This window comes from Halomonas sp. (genome assembly GCF_029263665.1).
GTDB lineage: Bacteria > Pseudomonadota > Gammaproteobacteria > Pseudomonadales > Halomonadaceae > Halomonas.
Map to the genome: position 1 here is coordinate 23,338 of NZ_JAJUFQ010000003.1, position 17,276 is coordinate 40,613.

19 protein-coding genes and 1 tRNA gene are annotated in these 17,276 nt (G+C 56.5%); 8 read left to right on the forward strand and 12 right to left on the reverse strand.

The features are described 5' to 3' along the window. Nucleotides 1-30 precede the first annotated feature (30 nt). Nucleotides 31-576, reverse strand: coding sequence for a cytochrome b (locus tag Q1K07_RS03450; RefSeq protein WP_300307896.1), 546 nt, complete (start codon nt 574-576; stop codon nt 31-33). 251 nt (nt 577-827) lie between these two features. Further along, nucleotides 828-1,106, reverse strand: coding sequence for a peptidylprolyl isomerase (locus Q1K07_RS03455; protein ID WP_300307899.1), 279 nt, complete (start codon nt 1,104-1,106; stop codon nt 828-830). 233 nt (nt 1,107-1,339) lie between these two features. On the opposite strand from Q1K07_RS03455, the gene Q1K07_RS03460 reads away from it, so the two are divergent. From Q1K07_RS03460 to Q1K07_RS03470, 3 genes are read left to right on the forward strand one after another with little or no spacing between them, the layout of a single operon-like run. Continuing rightward, nucleotides 1,340-1,918, forward strand: a complete 579-nt coding sequence (locus tag Q1K07_RS03460) for an HdeD family acid-resistance protein (protein WP_300307902.1) — start codon at nt 1,340-1,342, stop codon at nt 1,916-1,918. Further along, on the forward strand, nt 1,918-2,439 hold the full coding sequence (locus tag Q1K07_RS03465) for a DUF523 domain-containing protein (RefSeq protein WP_300307905.1): 522 nt from the start codon (nt 1,918-1,920) through the stop codon (nt 2,437-2,439). The genes Q1K07_RS03460 and Q1K07_RS03465 overlap by 1 nt, the downstream gene beginning before the upstream one ends. Before the next feature lie 23 nt (nt 2,440-2,462). Next, the gene (locus tag Q1K07_RS03470) at nt 2,463-3,713 is read left to right on the forward strand and encodes a methyltransferase (protein ID WP_300307908.1); all 1,251 of its coding nucleotides are present in this window, start codon (nt 2,463-2,465) and stop codon (nt 3,711-3,713) included. Nucleotides 3,714-3,785: 72 nt separating this feature from the next. Here the strand turns inward: Q1K07_RS03470 and Q1K07_RS03475 are convergent, their stop codons facing one another. The 4 genes from Q1K07_RS03475 to Q1K07_RS03490 form a co-directional block, all read right to left on the reverse strand. Next, a complete protein-coding gene (locus Q1K07_RS03475) occupies nt 3,786-5,084 on the reverse strand; it encodes a sodium:proton antiporter (RefSeq protein WP_300307911.1) in 1,299 nt (432 codons plus the stop codon). A 537-nt stretch (nt 5,085-5,621) separates the two neighbouring features. Next, nucleotides 5,622-6,092, reverse strand: coding sequence for a secondary thiamine-phosphate synthase enzyme YjbQ (locus Q1K07_RS03480; protein ID WP_300307914.1), 471 nt, complete (start codon nt 6,090-6,092; stop codon nt 5,622-5,624). 145 nt (nt 6,093-6,237) lie between these two features. Next, nucleotides 6,238-7,365: an HlyD family secretion protein gene (locus tag Q1K07_RS03485; RefSeq protein ID WP_300307917.1), complete on the reverse strand. Its 1,128-nt coding sequence runs from the start codon at nt 7,363-7,365 to the stop codon at nt 6,238-6,240. Between the two features lie 6 nt (nt 7,366-7,371). After that, the gene (locus Q1K07_RS03490) at nt 7,372-7,734 is read right to left on the reverse strand and encodes a DUF3302 domain-containing protein (protein ID WP_300307920.1); all 363 of its coding nucleotides are present in this window, start codon (nt 7,732-7,734) and stop codon (nt 7,372-7,374) included. Nucleotides 7,735-8,092: 358 nt separating this feature from the next. On the opposite strand from Q1K07_RS03490, the gene Q1K07_RS03495 reads away from it, so the two are divergent. Then, nucleotides 8,093-8,177: transfer RNA gene (locus Q1K07_RS03495), tRNA-Leu, on the forward strand. A 611-nt stretch (nt 8,178-8,788) separates the two neighbouring features. Further along, complete coding sequence (locus Q1K07_RS03500) at nt 8,789-9,010, forward strand: hypothetical protein (RefSeq protein WP_300307923.1); 222 nt, start codon at nt 8,789-8,791, stop codon at nt 9,008-9,010. Between the two features lie 97 nt (nt 9,011-9,107). Here the strand turns inward: Q1K07_RS03500 and Q1K07_RS03505 are convergent, their stop codons facing one another. The 6 genes from Q1K07_RS03505 to bioB all read right to left on the reverse strand — a co-directional run bounded on the left by Q1K07_RS03505 (nt 9,108) and on the right by bioB (nt 14,758). Next, the gene (locus Q1K07_RS03505; protein WP_300307926.1) at nt 9,108-9,719 is read right to left on the reverse strand and encodes a hypothetical protein; all 612 of its coding nucleotides are present in this window, start codon (nt 9,717-9,719) and stop codon (nt 9,108-9,110) included. A gap of 372 nt (nt 9,720-10,091) precedes the next feature. Beyond that, entirely contained in the window at nt 10,092-10,787 is a 696-nt protein-coding gene (gene bioD / locus Q1K07_RS03510) for a dethiobiotin synthase (protein ID WP_300307928.1), read from the reverse strand. 29 nt (nt 10,788-10,816) lie between these two features. Further along, complete coding sequence (gene bioC, locus Q1K07_RS03515; RefSeq protein ID WP_300307930.1) at nt 10,817-11,692, reverse strand: malonyl-ACP O-methyltransferase BioC; 876 nt, start codon at nt 11,690-11,692, stop codon at nt 10,817-10,819. Continuing rightward, nucleotides 11,689-12,468: an alpha/beta fold hydrolase gene (locus Q1K07_RS03520; RefSeq protein WP_300307932.1), complete on the reverse strand. Its 780-nt coding sequence runs from the start codon at nt 12,466-12,468 to the stop codon at nt 11,689-11,691. Before Q1K07_RS03520 ends, bioC begins: the two co-directional genes overlap by 4 nt. Further along, entirely contained in the window at nt 12,465-13,610 is a 1,146-nt protein-coding gene (bioF, locus tag Q1K07_RS03525) for an 8-amino-7-oxononanoate synthase (RefSeq protein ID WP_300307934.1), read from the reverse strand. Before bioF ends, Q1K07_RS03520 begins: the two co-directional genes overlap by 4 nt. Then, on the reverse strand, nt 13,607-14,758 hold the full coding sequence (gene bioB / locus Q1K07_RS03530; protein WP_300307936.1) for a biotin synthase BioB: 1,152 nt from the start codon (nt 14,756-14,758) through the stop codon (nt 13,607-13,609). The genes bioF and bioB overlap by 4 nt, the downstream gene beginning before the upstream one ends. A 322-nt stretch (nt 14,759-15,080) precedes the next feature. Here bioB and Q1K07_RS03535 point away from each other — a divergent pair, with 322 nt between their 5' ends. From Q1K07_RS03535 to folE, 3 genes are all read left to right on the forward strand, one after another. Next, the gene (locus Q1K07_RS03535; protein ID WP_300307938.1) at nt 15,081-15,611 is read left to right on the forward strand and encodes a ComF family protein; all 531 of its coding nucleotides are present in this window, start codon (nt 15,081-15,083) and stop codon (nt 15,609-15,611) included. A 34-nt stretch (nt 15,612-15,645) separates the two neighbouring features. Then, nucleotides 15,646-16,656, forward strand: a complete 1,011-nt coding sequence (locus Q1K07_RS03540; RefSeq protein WP_300307941.1) for a serine/threonine protein kinase — start codon at nt 15,646-15,648, stop codon at nt 16,654-16,656. Between the two features lie 62 nt (nt 16,657-16,718). Beyond that, nucleotides 16,719-17,276: a GTP cyclohydrolase I FolE gene (gene folE, locus Q1K07_RS03545; protein WP_300307944.1), complete on the forward strand. Its 558-nt coding sequence runs from the start codon at nt 16,719-16,721 to the stop codon at nt 17,274-17,276.

The window sequence follows — 17,276 nt, forward strand, 5'->3', positions numbered from 1 at the left end:
ACCACCTGCACAGGCAGCGGAATGAGGCATCTACTGGCGGGGTGGGACACCCAGCATGCGTGGCATTACATCTTCGCTCTTGCGGCTGAAGCGATGATGCAAAGTCATCAGCACATGGCCCAGTGCGATAACGAACAGTGTCCAGCCCAGCCAGCCATGCAACAGGTTGGCAGGAGCCATCATCCATTCGATCTTGCCTCCTTCGAAACCGGACATCAGGGGCAGGCCGAAGGGCTCGAAAGCGCGCCCCGAACCATACTGGCGCAGCAGTGCCAGCCCCGGGATGATCAGCAACAAGGCATACAGCGTGATATGGCCCAGGCGGGCAAGGGCGCTGATACTGGCCGGGCGGCGAGAGAGGTTGAACAATGCCCAGATCAGGCGCAGTACCATCAGTAGCAGAATGGTGAAACCGGCAGGCTTGTGAGTCGCCCAGAGCAGCTCATCCAGGGCAGAGTCTTCCGCCAGGGCGGTAACGGAAGCCGTGACCAATTGCCAGATGACCAGAATGGCCACGACCCAGTGCAGAAAGCGAGTGAACGTTCCGTAGCGTTGTGGCGTATCGATGACGGGCATGCAGAACCTCCTGTTCATTGGTCGACGATGCGAGTGCCAACTTCTGGCACCTCTCCAGCATAGCGGGAGAATCTTGCCCATGAACAACATGAAGGAAGCGCTGCGGCTGTTCTATGAATCCCGGTGCCTCAGCGCTTCCTGCTGACACGTGGAGCGAAGTGTCAGGCATGTGCAGACAGTGGAGCGCTCATGGCAAGGATAGTTCCATGCTGGCTCCACCTTGGAGGGGACAAGACCAGCGCCCCCTCATTTTATCCGCGGCTGGTGATTTCCAGCAGATGATAGCCGAACTGCGTCTTGACCGGGCCGTGGACCTTGTTCAGTTCGCCAGAAAACACCACTTCATCGAACTCGCGAACCATCTGTCCCGGGCCGAAGCTGCCGAGATCACCACCCTGACGCCCGGATGGGCAGTTGGAGTGCTCGCGGGCAGCATCGGCAAAGTCGAGTCCATTCTCGATTTCAGTCTTGAGGGCCAGGCATTCGGCTTCGGTGTCGACCAGAATATGACGTGCGGTAGCTTGTACCATGGAGAAACTCCTTATTTTGATAGGGGAAAGGGAGGAGCAGCGAAGCTTACCACGTGACCTGAAGGGATGGCATGGGACGGGTTGCGTGAATTGGCATAGAAGGCCTTGTTCACTACCTCACGTTGTCCACTATCCTGAAAGGGTATTTCTGAAAGGATCTTCGGTCAGGAGCGACCATGTGCTTGTGGCGCGCCTTCTCTGATTCTCCATTGTCACCTTCAAGGATAGATATCATGGCAATGCAACCGACTCCCGATATGTCACGCCTGACAGTGCTATTGGCCCGCCAGTGGTGGGTACTGTTATTGCGAGGCTTGGCCGCCATTGTCTTTGGTGTGCTGGCCTGGATGTATCCCGCCATGACGGTGGAAGTGCTGATCATCATGTTTGGTGCATATTGCCTGGTCGATGGCGTGCTGGGTGTGATCACCGCGCTGGTTGGTCGTAAACGTAATTCGCAGTGGATCTGGCTGCTGCTATGGGGGCTGGCGAGCATCGTCATTGGCGCGATCACTTTCGCATCTCCGGGGGTGACGGCACTTGTGCTGTTGATGTTTATTGCCGCCTGGGCCATCGTGACCGGCCTCACGCAATTGGTCACCGCCATTCGCCTGCGCAAGGAGGTCCGCGGTGAATGGTTATTGGGCCTGTCGGGGTTGGCGTCGCTGATCTTCGGCGTCCTGCTGATTGTCATCCCCGGGGCAGGCGCCATCGCGCTACTGTGGTTGATCGCTTTCTATGCCGTATTGTTTGGTATCCTGTTGGTGATACTCTCTCTGCGCATTCGCAAATTTGGTCAGTTGGAAGCTTGATGTCAGTAACTGGAGACTTGATGTTCGGGGCTCATGGGGCCCGAATTCTTGTGAGCGCTTGCCTGCTGGGTGATCCGGTACGCTATGATGCTGGCCACAAGCGATTACTGGACGAACGCCTGGTACGCTGGCGCAAGGAAGGGCGTCTGGTTCCCGTATGTCCCGAAGTTGCCGCTGGTCTACCGACACCAAGGCCAGCCGCCGAGATTCTCTGTGGTAGCGGCGCTGATGTGTTGGCTGGGCGTGCCCATCTGGTAACGCAGGACGGTGACGACCCCACAGATGCCTTTCGAAAAGGGGCACAGCTGGCCCTGGCCATTGCCCAGCGTCACCATTGCCGCTTGGCGCTGCTGACAGAGGGCAGCCCTTCCTGTGGCAGTTCCACCATCTACGATGGAAGCCTTCAAGGCGTGAAAAGGCCTGGTGAGGGAGTGACGACCGCCTTGCTTCGGGCCCATGGCATCACGGTCTATTCTCCTGGTCAGTTGGATGAGCTGACACAACATCTCGAGCGGCTCTAATTCTTTTGCATTCATACCCTTCCATGTTTCCTACTCACGCTGAGCGCCTGGAGCGATTGACGAAGCTGCTGTCCGAGTGGCAGTGGCTGTGGGCACCTGCGCCTTTCATGCATCGTCAGAGCCCCTGGCAGCAGCATGTTTCCCGATATGGCTGGCTAGAGCATCTGACCGAGTGTCTGGCTGAGTTGGATGATGAAACGTGCATACGTCTTCAGGAGGCCCCTTTTGCTGACTCGCCCTTGGCGGAATGGTTGCCCATGGCTGAACTGGCCGAACTGATCGCAGTGCCCAATGGCGTGGAATCTGAACGACTATCGGCCATCATGGATGCGCCTTCGCGCTGGGCGGATCATGTCGGTGGGCGAAAGTGGCAGCAAATGGCAGTGTTTGCTGCTCATATGTTGCCACCCGGTCTGCAACCCATGGTGGAGTGGTGCGCAGGAAAGGGACATCTGGCACGCCTGCTGTCGCGCTTGCATGGCGTTGAGGTGACCGGCCTCGAGTGGCAACGAGTATTGTGTGATGAAGGTCAGCGCTTGGCGGATAAGCAGGGGGTAGCGGTGCAGCTTTCCTGCCAGAATGTCATGCAGGACGACGTTGTGACCTGGCTTGAAGGCCGTTCAGTGGCTGCTTTGCATGCCTGCGGTGATCTGCATGTGCGGCTATTGGAACTGGCTCGCCAGCATGCTACGACAGTCACGCTGGCACCATGCTGCTACCAACGTACCCGGTATACGGATTATCGCCCTCTGTCGAATCGGGCTCGCGAAGAGACTGCACGTCAAGGGTTGTGCTTGAGCCGGGAGCATCTGGCTCTGTCTGTACAGGAAACCGTGACAGCGTCTCATGGCGAGCGCCGCAAACGTGAACGTGCCAGTGCATGGCGGCTGGGTTTTGACGAACTCCAGCGCGAGATATCAGGCATCGACGAGTATCTGCCGATTCCGAGCCTGTCACACGGGCGGTTGCCCCAGGATTTTGCGGGTTTCTGCCATTGGGCTGCAGCACAAAAGCACGTGGTGTTGACGCCATCCATTGATTGGCCAACCTTCGAGGCGCAAGGCTGGGAAAGGCTGTCTCGTGTACGCCGCTGGGAGCTGGTGCGTCATCTGTTCCGCCGGCCACTGGAAATGTGGCTGGTGCTGGACCGTGTGGTATGGCTGGAGGAAGCAGGTTTTGATGTTGAACTCTGCGAGTTCTGCGAACGTCACCTGACTCCCAGAAATCTACTGATCAAGGCGCGCCCTATAGCGAACCCATCACAGGACCACTGAAAAGGGCGGCCGTGTGGGCCGCCCTATTTCTTTCCAGAACACGCTGTCTGGAAAGTCTGTCAGGCTAAGCGATCAATTGCGCTTGCCGCGGCGGAATTGTTCGACTTCCCATTCCTTGGCGCGCTCGATCATCGGGGTGATGCTGGAGCCTTGGATCAGGATGGAGAACACCACGACGGAGTAGGTCATCACGAGAATGATCTCACGCACATCGATGTGCTTTTCCGGGATGACCATGATGCCGGCAGGAATTGACATGGCCATGGCCAGGGCCAGGCCACCACGCAATCCCCCCCAGGTGAGGATGCGTACCGACCAGGGGTTGTAGCTGCGGAAACGGTTGAAACCCACGTAAGCGGCACGCACGCTGACATAGCGGCCCAGCAGGACGAGAGGAATGGCGGTCAGCATCAGTACCCAGTCTTCGGGGTGGAAGGTGAATGCGATCATCGTCATGCCGATCAGCAGGAACAGCACCGCATTGAGGAATTCATCGACCAGTTCCCAGAAGTGGTCCAGGTGCTGTTGGCTCTCTTCGGAAAAGCCCTTGCGGCGGGTGCGGTTGCCGATGATGAGGCCGGCCACAACCATGGCCAGTGGTCCAGAGACATGCAGCACTTCAGCGAATACATAGCCGGATGTTGGTACCAGAAGGGTCAGCATCAACTCGATGGAGTGCTCTTTTGTATTTCGGATCAGATAGTGAAACAGCTGGCCCAGCAGGAAGCCATAGAGAATGCCGCCGACGGCTTCCTGCAGGAACAGGTGCGTGACGCCGAGAACAGTAGGCTGTGTGCCACCGAAGGCGACAGCATAGATGGTGACGAAAACCACCAGGCCGAAACCATCATTGAAGAGTGACTCACCTTCAACCTGTGTAGATATGCGGCGTGGGGCGTCCATCTTCTTGACGATGGCCAGCACCGCAATGGGGTCGGTGGGCGATATCAGGGCGCCGAACAGCAGGCAGTAGATCAGGTCGAAATTGATGCCGATAACCTGCACAACTCCCCACAGGGCGAAGCCGATGAAAAAGGTTGAGATCAAGGTACTGCCCATGGCCAGCACGGAGATCTCCCATTTCTGGTCGCGCAGATGAGGAAGCTTGGTTCCCAGGGCACCGGCAAACAGCAAAAATCCGAGCATTCCCTTCAGCAGGAAATCCTCGAAATTCAACTGATTGATGGCGTCTGCAGCTTGATCATCAATGGTGATCCAATTGGCGTGACCGGCAATCACGATGATCAGCGAAAGAATCAGAGCACCTGCAGTAATAGCGATGGTGGTCTGAAACTTGATGAACTTTTCGTTGATCAAGGAGATTGCCATCGCCATGGCAGCGAGTAGACATAGGGTGGCGTACACCGACATTTAGGTTGGCCTCAGGAGTCAATGAATGAAGCGGGTGTGCTCGGGCGCAATGCGTCCGAGCAGAAATGTCTGGGAAGGAAGGGGTAGAGCAGTTCGGGAGGAGGGCGGATGGCGAAAACACAAGCGCACATGGCCGAACCGAGTCGGTCTGCGAGAGTGTGATGAGCGATATTGACGTATCCATCGCCTTAAACAGTCCTGAACGTGACGTCTACCCGGGGCTCTGCGGTTGAGCCCTGATGGGGGAAGGGACGATACGCGGCAGGGCAGTGACCCAATCCTTGTTGCTGATCTAGATGGTTGATCCAGCTGAATTGGGGAGGCTCAAGGTTCAGAGCCTGCGGCCATTGTCGCGGTGCAGCGAAGTATACGCCTCTCGTTGTCCAGGTGCAGCCGGCAGGTCGCAATTTTTGAAGTTTTTCTTGTTTAATTTGACATTGAATGCGAGCCATTCGACCAAGGTAGAAGGCAGATGTGGGGCATTCTCCCTTCAACGACAGCCTGAAGCCACTGATGACTGCCGGAATTGCCTGAGCCTCAGCGGCGCCGATAAGGATCAAGCGTCTGCTGCTCCGGTCGCCAGCGTTGCCGTTCCCCATTCAGTGTCAGCATCAATTGACGTGCACCGCCATGATCGCGGTGTTCACACAGATAGATGCCTTGCCAGGTCCCCAGCGCCAGACGGCCTTCGCTGACAGGAATGGTCAGGCTTGGTCCCAGCAGGCTGGCTTTCAGGTGAGCCGGCATATCGTCACTGCCTTCATAGGTGTGGCGATAGTAGGGCGCATTCTCCGGCACCATCTGGTTGAAGTGGCTTTCGAAGTCCTCGCGCACCGTGGGGTCGGCATTCTCGTTGATGGTCAGCGAGGCGGAGGTATGTTGAATGAACACATGCAGCAGGCCATGGCGCATGTCGCTCAACATGGGTAGCGCAGCGATGACATCTTCCGTGATCAAGTGAAAACCGCGCGGGCGAGAGGAAAGGCGAAGGGAAGTCTGGAACCACATGTAGGGAATATGTCTCGTGGTGAAGGAATGGAACTTTGCCCCTATAAAAATAAAGCCCTTCCCCGGCTGGGGAAAGGGCTGTGAGAAAAGCGCTACAAGGAAAAGCTCCGTTGTTGGGTGATGTAGTCAGTGGTCCATGTAGAGATCAGTGATCCACGTAAAGATAGTGCTGCCAACTGAGCATGCGCAGCAGGATCTTGCGCAGGATGGACAGGTGGTGGAAGTGGTGGCTGTACACCGCGGCCTGGGCTGATACGCCCAGTGGTAGCGGGGGCAGTTCCTGACCGTCCTTGAGGCGCAGGGTGACCAGTGCACGGTTGCCCATCTGAGTGAAGGCTTCAGTGCCGCGTAGGCGATCGGAAGGGGTGATCTGCGATTCAGCAATGGCAGGCAACACCTCTATCACTGTTGCTTCGAAGACCTTGCCGGGCAAGGCATCAAAGATCAGTTCAGCATCGGCGCCTTTCTCGATGCGAATGAGAGACTGCTGGCGGAAAGCCGCGGTGAACACCCCCTCCTGCTGGTGCAGGAAGACTCCCAGAGGGCGCAACGGCAAGGGGACTGCCATCATGCCGGGGCGTACCGCCAGCTGAGTCATATAGCCGTCAGTGGGCGCGCGTAACACGGTATCGCTCAGGTTAAGCTCGGCCTCTTCCAGGGCGGCCTGCTTGGCCAGCACAATAGGGTCGACACCACTGTCGTCGGTTTCCTGTGCCGAACGGGCACGTTCCAGTGCCGCTTGTGCTTGCCCCACCTGAGCCTTGGCGGTATCGAGATTCTCGCGTCCCTCGTCGATGCGCTGCTGACTGAAGGCTGATGAGGCACCCAGCATACGGTTCAAGGTGCGTTGAGCCTGATCACGGCGAGCTACGGCGGCGGCCAGAGCCGCCTCGGCTTCTGTCACGCTGGCCACACGGCCTTCGGTGCCGCGCAGGGCATCGCTTAGCTCGGCACTAGCTTGGGTGACGCGTTCCTCGTAACGTGTGGGATCCAGGGTGATCAGGGGATCTCCCGCCTTGACCAGGGTATTGGGAGTGGCATTGACTTCCTGCACCCGAGCACGTACTTCGGAGACGATGGGAGTCACCACATAGGTCTGGCGTACCAGGCGAGTGAACGGGTGATTGTAGTTCATCACCAGGACCAGAGTGGCAAGGATGATGATGCCACCCAGGGCGGCTGTGGGAATCGTCCACTTGTTCTTCGGGATACGGAAGATCTTGAAGATGGCGACACATAGCGCGGTGTAAGTCAGTATGATCAATGTTTCCATCGCGCTTTATTCTCCCTTGTGTGCCATGCGTTCTTCGAGGCGTGCTTCGAGGACCGCGATACGGTGCTGCATGCGGCTCAACTCGTTTTCCACGCGCGAGAGTTCATTGCGTTCGCGTTGTTGCTCTTCCTCAATCCTGTTGAAACCCCAGCCGCGTTCCGGCCGGTAAAGCGTCGCCCATATCCAAAGAAAGGGCCACAGGACATGGAGGGTGAAGAGGCTAACCCAGCCGGCAACGTGGATAGCATCCTGATGAGGGTGTTCTCGTTTCTTGGCGATTTCGTAGGGAATATCGTGAATGGCGATGATGCCGTAGAACAGGACCAGGACGACGAAAACCATCATTCCCAGTGCGATATTGTTGAGCATGGTCGGATCTCCACTCCATGGTTGCGTGTTAGGCCTATGCCGGCAAAGACGCTGGTGCTTCTTACAAGATACTCAAAATACCGACAAAAGAGTCCTTCGATGCCCACAAAGAGGGGGCTGTGCTGATACGGGCGGCGTATTCTAATAGGGCTCGTGCTAATACTCCTCGCTTTGCTGTGGTGTTTTTGATGTAGGTCAAGAATGTGGTCTGTTGCGGATCCATAACAACGTTGTGGGTCCATAAAAACAAGGAGCAGAGCATATGGAACGACAACACCTCGTGCTGCCATGCTCGTTGTGTTCAGTAATGGATTGACTTGCAAACCTGGTTGCGTAAAATACGGCCCCGCCTACCCATGCGGATGTGGTGGAATTGGTAGACACGCTAGATTTAGGTTCTAGTGCCTTCGGGCGTGGGAGTTCAAGTCTCCCCATCCGCACCATGAATTCCTTGTTTTTCAAGCACTTAAAGAATCAAAAATTCACGAATTGACCATGATATACCCTGGATTGACCGTGGTGTGGTCAGTTTTTTGGTCAGTTTTTATCATCAGCTCGGCTCACGGGTTGCGCAGCCACGCCCCCGAAACATCTTTCTTGATTTCGATAGTCTCAATATTTCGATAGTTTCAATTTCGTCGACGAAAGCGAAAGGCCTGCAGGCGAATCATAGCCTTGCGCGGGGCACGCCATATGCAGCGAAACAGCTTGGCGAACAGTTCAGCACGCAGCTGCGCGTTGCGCCGCTCTATTGCTCGGATCTTCCGGTTTGGAGTGTGAAAGGCCATTGCAGTCAACCCCACCTCGTTGCACTCTGACTGGTGCGATAACGCTCAAATTAGCACAGGACGGGGTTTCTCCCACAGAGACTTTTTCCACAGAGCGCGTCGCAAATGGATAGAGGTCGATAGTGAAGAAATGCGTCTGAGTTTAATGATTGAAATATAAGAATACCGGAAAAGAAATATCCGCATATTATTATTGCATGGCGTAACACTTTTTTCTTGATGAGAGACTAGAATCAGAGACCCACATAGACGCTCTGGAGGGCACTATGAAAGGCTCAACCATTCGTACTCTCAGTAATGATGAACTCGATATCGTCACCGGTGGCATTCTTGAGCCTTGGCTGGTGGAACCTGATGTGGGTTCTGGCCTCTCACCAGGTATCGACGGTAACAATGGCATTCTTCCCGGTGGCTGTGTAAGACCTGGCCCTTTTGTTGATCTTGGCGCCATCATGGATGGCTTTCTTGGTAGTCCTGGCATCTCGTAATCAATGAAGTCAGTCATTCCGTTTTACGCATTGAATGCGTCGCCCTGGCCATAGAGCCAGGGCGTTTTGTTGCTGGCTTTACGGTGCCAGGCGACGGTCACTTCAGGCCATAGATCCGGTATGTTCGTTCAAGAAGTGCCTGCCAGTCTGCTTCTGTCATCGCCGCTCTGGCCTGACAGGTGAGACCTTCCAGATAGGTACCTGCAAACAGGTATCGGGAGTCGGGTGACAGGCTGATCAGTTCCACACCAATTCCGCAGCCATCGGTAAATGGCTGGACCTGGATGCCCTCTGGATCAGCGTTGGCCGCAGAAGTCGACATGAAGACATGCCGAACCTTCTTGCCTCCTAGGAATTGATAACCGGAAGTGTCTGGTAGTTTATAGCGAGTTTGTAATTCCAGAAGACTGAACTCGGTATCTATCAGTCGGCTACCATCCTGATCAGACTTCCATACGAAACTGTAGGACTTTTCGGTGCTATTACCTGAGTTGCTGGCCATGCTGGGTTCTTTCCTTATGTAATCGCGGCTGGCCAAAAAGTGATGAAAACCAGGGGGCATGGCAACTCTTTCCACTGGGTAGCCCTTGGCAATGATAGCTCGTTGCTGATGATCATAATATGGAGGATTCGATTTTCCAGGTAAAGAAGAGCAACTCGCCAGAGTGGTTGACATGAAAAGTGAGGAAACAATCAACAAAGTTCTCATGACATTATCCTTGATTGTAAATGATCAGTATGCATACTGAATGATTTTTGCTTGTTATGTTTTTACTTTTTAAATGTTTTGATTTTATTTGATTTCTATTGCCTATGTAATTCAGTATTTAAATGTTTTTTCGAGACAAGAGAGAATGATTTTCATCATGGTGCATGGTATGTGCGTAAGGATATGGAGCCAGATGATTTGAGCCTGCTCCCATAAAATATACTCATTGAATAGAAGGATGTTCAGTCTTTATGAAGGTATTCGATATGCGGTTATATAAATTCAGCCAATTCCTACAAGAGAAGTAAGAACTGACTGAAGATATTGGCCCTTGTGTGGTCGTTCTGTACCGTTATGTACAGGTATCCATTTTCAGGATGGTAGCGATAAGTGATTGGCTGCTGCATCAGCAAGTGCCTGGTGCCCGCTGACAGGCAAACGGGGAACGATGCCCAGGCAGGGAGCGGAGATCCGCTGCTCGAGGTGGCGAATATTATCTTCGTAAAGGCGTTTGTCTTCGGCAAAACCGGGATCGATCACATTGCCTACCCAGCCTGCCAGAGGGCGCCCATCGCCAAGTATGGCTTCGGCACTGAGTACGGCATGATTCAGGCACCCCAGCTTGAGCCCCACGACCAGAATCACGGGCAGTGATAGACGCGTTGCCAGTGTGGCGATGTCCTCTTCATCATTGAGTGGTACTCGCCAGCCTCCGGCACCTTCGATCAGAACCAGGTCACGCTGCTCGGCGAGCGGGGCGGAAAGCGCGTTCTCCAGGTCTTCTACACACAATGTTCTGCCGGCGTAGCGTGCTGCGAGATGTGGGGCAATAGGCGGCGCGAAAGCGAACGGATTGATGGCCTCATAGGGGAGTTCAGGCCTGGTCTGCGCCTGCAGGGTCAAGGCATCGATATTGCGCAGGCCATCCTGGGTGTCATCACAGCCTGAAGCAACCGGCTTCAACCCCAGTGTGCTCAGCCCCTGGCGTCTTCCCAGGGCGAGCAGGCCAGAACAGATGAGGGTCTTGCCGGCATCAGTGTCGGTGCCGGTGACAAAGTAACAAGGCATTTCAGTGGATCTCCAATCTTCCCGTAGTTTCAGGCGTGCAATACCAGAGTCAGCAGCTCATAACTGACAGGGAGCCCTTCAGGCTGGCGCAGTCGTTCGTATCTGGCACGAGCCGTGGCGATGTCGCGGCGGGTCAAATGTGCCCCTTGGCGTGGAACTTGTGCACCCACTCCCTTGATCGAGTCCATGACGTCCTTCAAGTCTGGATAGAAGAAACGCTGCCGTTGCTGGTTGACGGTGACCTGTGCCCAGCCTGCGGCATAGGCAGCCTCGATATGGGTCTGGCGAAGGTGAAACGCCAGGACGCCAGTGTCTCCGGTTGAACCATCAGCAGCGGAAGGTGACCATGCCTGCTGGATTTCCTGGAGCGTGCCAGGTGCCAGAGTGTTGATCACTGCCTTGCCGCCAGCCTTTGTGACCCGACGTATTTCCTGCAGAGTCTGCTTCAGGTCGGGGCACCACTGTATGGCCAGATTGGATACCACCAGATCCTGGCTGCCTGCTTCCAGCGGTAGTTGCTGGGCATCACCACACAGCCACTGTATGCGCTCGGAGAAGGGAGCAGGCGTATAGCGCCGGGCTTCCACCAGCATCGCGGCGGAAAGATCCAGGCCTGTCAGTGAAGCTTGTGGATAGCGATGAGACAGGACTCTGGTCAGATCGCCAGGGCCACAGCCCACATCCAATACTTGCTGGGCCGAAGAAGGCAGATGGGGGAGCAGCATGTCTGCCATGATGGCCTGAGCTCGGGCCAGTTCGCGATAACGTGGTGCTGCCCTGGAGAAGGCGTGAGCGACGCGACGTTGCCAGTCAGTGGAAGGGCTTTCCTGACAAGAGAGGGCTTCCTGGCAATGACCGGTCTCTGGGTGCGGGCCATGCGGCAAGGACGGGGCGAGGGCAATCATGTGGATATAGTCTCCCTGCAGGACGAGTTGACACGGCTCATCCGACGGGCTTGTTGCACGATGGTCTCCGCCAGAGCTTCAGGCCGACTGAGCATGGGGCAGTGCCCCGCCGAAAGCAGTTGTACATCCATGCTATTGCGGACGGAGGGGGCAAGCAGTGGGTCCTGCGCTCCGCATAGCGTCACTACGAAACCTGGAAAGTTCGCGAGAATCGCTGAGATATCGGCATGCGCCAGTAGCTTGAGGCCTGCCTCGAGAGTTTCAACATCGGGTGGGGAGCCTGCAGCCAGTAGTGTCCGGAGTTGGCGCATGGCGTCACGAGGTGATGGTTCGCCACTGGCTTGCCAGCGCAGGAAGGACTCTCTGGCGGCAACAGGATCACGCAGGAAAGCGCGGTGAAACTGCGCGAGCTCGGCTTTGCTGACGCCATGGGGATGGCAGAAACGGTGGCCCATTCCGAGCAGCATCAATCCCTGGGGAGGTGATAGCGTCGGGCTCAACAGGGCTGCTTGCAGTGCTCCCAGAGACCAGCACACCCAGATGGCATCGGCAGGCATATCGTCCACCATGGCCTTGGCCAAGGCTTCCTGGGACTCAGGGCGGGCCAAGGCAGGGCGCTGGCCCATGCCGGGCCAGTCTGGCGCTGTCACGGATATGTCAGCAGGCCAGTAAGACGATAGAGGCTGCCAGATGCGTGCATCGATTCCCCAGCCAGAAAGCAGGACGAGCTTGGTGACGCGGTTGGCGTCAGAGGCAGGCTCCGGGAGGCAATTCATGCGGCCTCCTTGTGCAGACAAGCTGCCAAGGTATTCAACAGATGATCCAGTTGTGCGTCGCTGTGTCGGGCGCTCAAGGTGATGCGCAGGCGGGACTCGCCTTTTGGGACCGTCGGCGGACGAATGACGCCGACCTTGATGCCCGCCTGAGCCAACCAGTCGCCCCAGCGCAGGGCCCGCTCTTCGTCTCCCAGCAGCACGGGTTGGATCGGTGTGGATGAGGGAAGAAGGCTGAGTCTAAGGTCGCTGGCCCGCCGGCGGAATTCGCGGGTCAGGTGCAGCAGGCGTTCGCGCCGTTGCGGCTCGTGAGTGCAGATGCGTACGGCCTCTATGGTCGCTGCAGCGACGCCTGGTGGCATGGCCGTTGTATAAATATAAGGACGAGCGAACTGGATCAAGTGATCGATCAGGTCGCTGTCACCGGCGACGAAAGCGCCGGCCGTGCCCAGGGCCTTGCCCAGCGTGCCGACCAGCACTTGCACGTGTTCGCTGCCAAAGCGTTGACCCGTGCAGCCGCTGCCATGCTCGCCCAGTACTCCCAGCCCATGGGCATCATCGATCATCAGCCAGGCCGAATGTCGACTGGCCATCGTGGTCAGCCCGGCGATATCGGCCTGGTCGCCATCCATGCTGAACACACCATCGCTGACAATCATCTTGCGAGTGTCCGTCGGGGCGCGTTGCAGCAATCTGTCGAGGTCATCGATGTCCTGGTGATGAAAGCGCCTTGAACGTGCTCCTGACAAGCTGGCGCCATCCAGCAACGAGGCATGGTTGAGACGGTCCTGGACGATATATGTGTCAGATCCACAAAGCGCTTGGAGCGTGCCTAGGTTGGCCATGTAGCCAGTGGAAAACAGCAGTGCCCTGGGGCGTCCAGTCAAGTTGGCTAGCGCTTCTTCCAGGGCTTCATGAATTTCCAGATGGCCATTGACCAGATGAGAAGCACGACTGCCGGTTCCATAACGGCGAGCACCTTCTGCCTCGGCCTCAGCCAGGCGTGGATCGCTGGCCAGGCCAAGGTAGTCGTTGCTGGCAAAGTCGATGACATCGTTATCATGATGAATATGGCGTGTCCGCCAGCGGTGAGCTTCACGCCGCTGGCGCGCGGCCTGTTCCAGATAACTTGCCCAAGCGGTCATGCTTGAACCGAGGCGTCGTAGAAGAGTCGGTCGGTGGCCTGGCGCTCCATGGCGGCTTCCAGTTCGCGCTGCTGATCGGTGTCGCTGCGGCAGCTCTCGCGACGCTCGGGATGCAGACCAAGCTTGTCGAACAGGAGGCGATCGCGTTCCACCTGAGGATTGCCGGTCGTCAGTAGCGTATCGCCATAGAAAATGGAGTTGGCACCGGCCAGGAAGGCCAGAGCCTGGGTGGATTCGTCCATTTGCGAGCGCCCTGCGGACAGTCGCACATGGCTTTGTGGCATCAGGATTCGAGCCACGGCAATGTTGCGAATGAAGTCGATGGGATCAAGATCTTCAACATCTTCCAGAGGGGTGCCGGGGACCTTGACCAGCATGTTGATCGGCACGGATTCAGGGTGAGGATTGAGCTGGGCCAGTTGCTGCAGCAACCCTGCCCGATCCCGGGGTGTTTCACCCATGCCGATGATGCCGCCGGAGCAGATCTTCATGCCGGCATCGCGCACATTTCCCAGGGTCTCCAGGCGGTCGCCATAGGTGCGCGTGGTGATGATCTCACCGTAGTAGTCTGGAGAGGTGTCCAGGTTGTGGTTGTAGTAGTCGAGTCCCGCCTCGGCCAGCTGCTTTGCCTGGTCTCCATCGAGCATGCCCAGCGTCATGCAGGTTTCCAGGCCGATATCCTTGACCTGGCGCACCATCTCGAGCACGACGTCCAGGTCCTTCTGGCGTGGGCTGCGCCAGGCCGCTCCCATGCAGAAGCGGCTTGCACCAGCTTCCTTGGCGGCCTTGGCCTGGTTCACGACTTTCTCTATCTCAAGCAGTTTTTCCTTGTCCAGGCCGGTGTTGTAGTGACCTGACTGGGGGCAGTATTTGCAGTCTTCCGGACAAGCACCTGTCTTGATCGACAGCAGCGTGGAGACCTGCACGGCATTTGGGTCGAAGTGTTGGCGATGAACCTGCTGGGCGCGAAATAGCAGGTCATTGAAGGGCAGGGCGAACAGGGCCTCGATTTCCTCCAGACTCCAATCGTGCCGAATTGCGCTATCAGTGTTACCAGGCGTTGCATTGCTGTCCTGGATGGCGGTATCTGCAAGAGACAGCGTTGGAGAAGTCGCGTTAGCGGCAAGAGAGGACGAGGTACTAGGCATGGTCAACTCGAATATAGGTATTAGGTTGACTGAAAGGATAAGGGCTATAAGACGGCTGTCAACCAGGTTTGTAACCAAAGTTGACAGTTGCATGGCGCGTTGCCTGCCTGGGTGCTGCCCTCTATGCCTGGCCCCTCTGCGGACTCAGGATGCCCAGGCATGCCGTCATGGGCCCATCTGCGAGCGTTGCTATGTGTCCTTGCCCTTCAACAGGCCTGCCTGTGTGCGTTGTGCGGAGCCGCTGGTGATGTATGCATCTCAGGGCCGTGCATCCTGGGCCGATGAGATTCCGGGGCATGCACCCCGCTTATGCGGGCGCTGTATGACCCGCCCACCGGCTTTCATGGCTACACGGGCGCCTCTGCTGTATCGCGGAGAAGTGCGCACATTGATGCAGCGCTTCAAGTTCGATGGCGACCGACGTTCCGGGCAGATGCTGTTGAGTGTATTTCTGCAGGCTGAATCCATTCGTGACGCGATGGGGCATGACAATGAGCTGGCAAGCCATTTACCTGAAGCATTGGTGGCCGTGCCATTGCATTCTGGACGTGCGCGGCAACGTGGTTTCAATCAAGCGCATTGGTTGGCAACGAGGTTGGCTGATCGATTGGACATTCCGCTGATGATAGCGCGACGCAGGCGCGACGACCTGTCACAGAGGAAGCTGACCAGGGCAGGGCGACAACGCAATTTACGTGGCGCTTTTGAAGTGGCCGGGTCGCTACCACGTCATATTGCCCTGGTGGATGATGTGATGACGACCGGGGCAACTCTCGACAGTCTGGCGCGGGCCTGTCGCAGAGCTGGGGCTAAACGGATTGAGGCCTGGGTGATGGCGAGGACACCGCGGTAGACTATCCGTCTGAAACGCTTTTTCTGGAGCCATCATGTCTGATTCCCGCGCAGCAGAACCTCGCCCGCCGTTTGCTGATCTCTCGCCTATGCGTGTGGTGGAGGCCATCGAATCCCTGGGCCTGTGGCTACCAGGAGAGCCGTTTGCGCTCAATGCCTATGAGAACCGCGTATATCTGATCCATGATGATGAACGCAGGCGTTGGGTAGCCAAGTTCTATCGCCCCGAACGCTGGAGCGACGAACAGATTCAGGAAGAGCATGATTATCTAGATGAGCTGTCTGAGGCGGGGGTTCCTGTCGCAGCCCCCTGGCGCGATGCAGAAGGTCATAGTCTGCACCATGTGGATGGCTACCGACTGACGCTTTTCCCTCACCTGCCGGGGCAGGCCCCGGAACTTGATAATCCTGAGCATCTCTTTGCCTTGGGCGAGCTGATGGGACGTGCCCATAAGGTGGGGGAGCGTCGGAGCTTTCAGCATCGACCACGCCTGGATCTATTGGCCATGGTGGGGGAAGCCAGAGAAATTGTACTGGATAGCCCTTGGCTGGATCGTCGTCAGCGTAGCGTCTATGAGCGTACTTCCACCAAGTTGCAGGAATTGCTCGCTGACAAAGTATTGCCGGATGACGCGGCCATTCGTGCCCATGGTGATTGCCACATAGGGAATATTCTTGGAAGGGATGCCAGCTTTGCACTGGTGGATTTCGACGATGCGTTGATGGCGCCTGCGATTCAGGATCTCTGGATGTTGCTGACGGCCGATGCGCCTGAAGAACGTCAGATGCAGCTTTCGGAAGTGCTTGAGGGCTATGAACAGGAACGTGAATTTGATCGTGGTGAATTACGCTTGATAGAGGCCTTGCGCACCTTCCGTCTGATTCGCCATAGCGCTTGGTTGGTGTCGCGCTGGAATGACCCTGCCTTTCCTCTGGCGTTTCCCTGGTTGGTCGAAACCAGTTACTGGGATACACATATTCGTCAGCTCGAACAGCAACGAATCGCCATGGATGATAGTGAGCGCTGGATGGCTGGGGTAGACTAACCGGCTTTGCCGACAAGGCATTGTACGATAACCAGTTGTTGCTCTCTTAAAGGGCCTGATTAATGACCGACTCTCTCGCCAACCATTACCGCAATATAATCAAGGAACTGGGTGAAGACCCAGATCGTGAAGGGCTCGTGGATACGCCGCGTCGTGCGGCCAAGGCCATGCAGTTTCTCAATCGCGGTTATACCCAGTCGCTGGAAGAAATCGTCAATGGAGCGGTGTTCAGTTCCGAGACCGATGAGATGGTGCTGGTCAAGGATATCGAACTGTATTCCATGTGCGAGCACCATCTATTGCCTTTCATTGGCAAGTGCCATATTGCTTACTTGCCCAATGGCAAGGTGCTGGGATTGTCGAAGTTCGCGCGTATCGTCGACATGTATGCCCGTCGCATGCAGATCCAGGAAAATTTGACCAAGCAGATAGCCGATGCCGTGCAGAGTGTCACTGGTGCTCGGGGCGTTGCGGTTGTCATTGAAGCCCGCCACCTGTGCATGATGATGCGAGGCGTCGAGAAACAGAACTCCAGCATGACGTCTTCGGTGATGCTCGGCTCCTTCCGCGACAAGGCGTCCACTCGTCAGGAATTCCTTACCTTGATCAATGGGCGCTGA

Excerpts from the sequence above, each read along its gene's own strand:
- Q1K07_RS03450 (WP_300307896.1), bottom strand. The coding sequence starts at position 576 with ATGCCCGTCATCGATACGCCACAACGCTACGGAACGTTCACTCGCTTT.
- Q1K07_RS03455 (WP_300307899.1), bottom strand. The coding sequence starts at position 1,106 with ATGGTACAAGCTACCGCACGTCATATTCTGGTCGACACCGAAGCCGAA.
- Q1K07_RS03460 (WP_300307902.1), top strand. The coding sequence starts at position 1,340 with ATGGCAATGCAACCGACTCCCGATATGTCACGCCTGACAGTGCTATTG.
- Q1K07_RS03465 (WP_300307905.1), top strand. The coding sequence starts at position 1,918 with ATGTCAGTAACTGGAGACTTGATGTTCGGGGCTCATGGGGCCCGAATT.
- Q1K07_RS03470 (WP_300307908.1), top strand. The coding sequence starts at position 2,463 with ATGTTTCCTACTCACGCTGAGCGCCTGGAGCGATTGACGAAGCTGCTG.
- Q1K07_RS03475 (WP_300307911.1), bottom strand. The coding sequence starts at position 5,084 with ATGTCGGTGTACGCCACCCTATGTCTACTCGCTGCCATGGCGATGGCA.
- Q1K07_RS03480 (WP_300307914.1), bottom strand. The coding sequence starts at position 6,092 with ATGTGGTTCCAGACTTCCCTTCGCCTTTCCTCTCGCCCGCGCGGTTTT.
- Q1K07_RS03485 (WP_300307917.1), bottom strand. The coding sequence starts at position 7,365 with ATGGAAACATTGATCATACTGACTTACACCGCGCTATGTGTCGCCATC.
- Q1K07_RS03490 (WP_300307920.1), bottom strand. The coding sequence starts at position 7,734 with ATGCTCAACAATATCGCACTGGGAATGATGGTTTTCGTCGTCCTGGTC.
- Q1K07_RS03500 (WP_300307923.1), top strand. The coding sequence starts at position 8,789 with ATGAAAGGCTCAACCATTCGTACTCTCAGTAATGATGAACTCGATATC.
- Q1K07_RS03505 (WP_300307926.1), bottom strand. The coding sequence starts at position 9,719 with ATGAGAACTTTGTTGATTGTTTCCTCACTTTTCATGTCAACCACTCTG.
- bioD (WP_300307928.1), bottom strand. The coding sequence starts at position 10,787 with ATGCCTTGTTACTTTGTCACCGGCACCGACACTGATGCCGGCAAGACC.
- bioC (WP_300307930.1), bottom strand. The coding sequence starts at position 11,692 with ATGATTGCCCTCGCCCCGTCCTTGCCGCATGGCCCGCACCCAGAGACC.
- Q1K07_RS03520 (WP_300307932.1), bottom strand. The coding sequence starts at position 12,468 with ATGAATTGCCTCCCGGAGCCTGCCTCTGACGCCAACCGCGTCACCAAG.
- bioF (WP_300307934.1), bottom strand. The coding sequence starts at position 13,610 with ATGACCGCTTGGGCAAGTTATCTGGAACAGGCCGCGCGCCAGCGGCGT.
- bioB (WP_300307936.1), bottom strand. The coding sequence starts at position 14,758 with ATGCCTAGTACCTCGTCCTCTCTTGCCGCTAACGCGACTTCTCCAACG.
- Q1K07_RS03535 (WP_300307938.1), top strand. The coding sequence starts at position 15,081 with ATGACCCGCCCACCGGCTTTCATGGCTACACGGGCGCCTCTGCTGTAT.
- Q1K07_RS03540 (WP_300307941.1), top strand. The coding sequence starts at position 15,646 with ATGTCTGATTCCCGCGCAGCAGAACCTCGCCCGCCGTTTGCTGATCTC.
- folE (WP_300307944.1), top strand. The coding sequence starts at position 16,719 with ATGACCGACTCTCTCGCCAACCATTACCGCAATATAATCAAGGAACTG.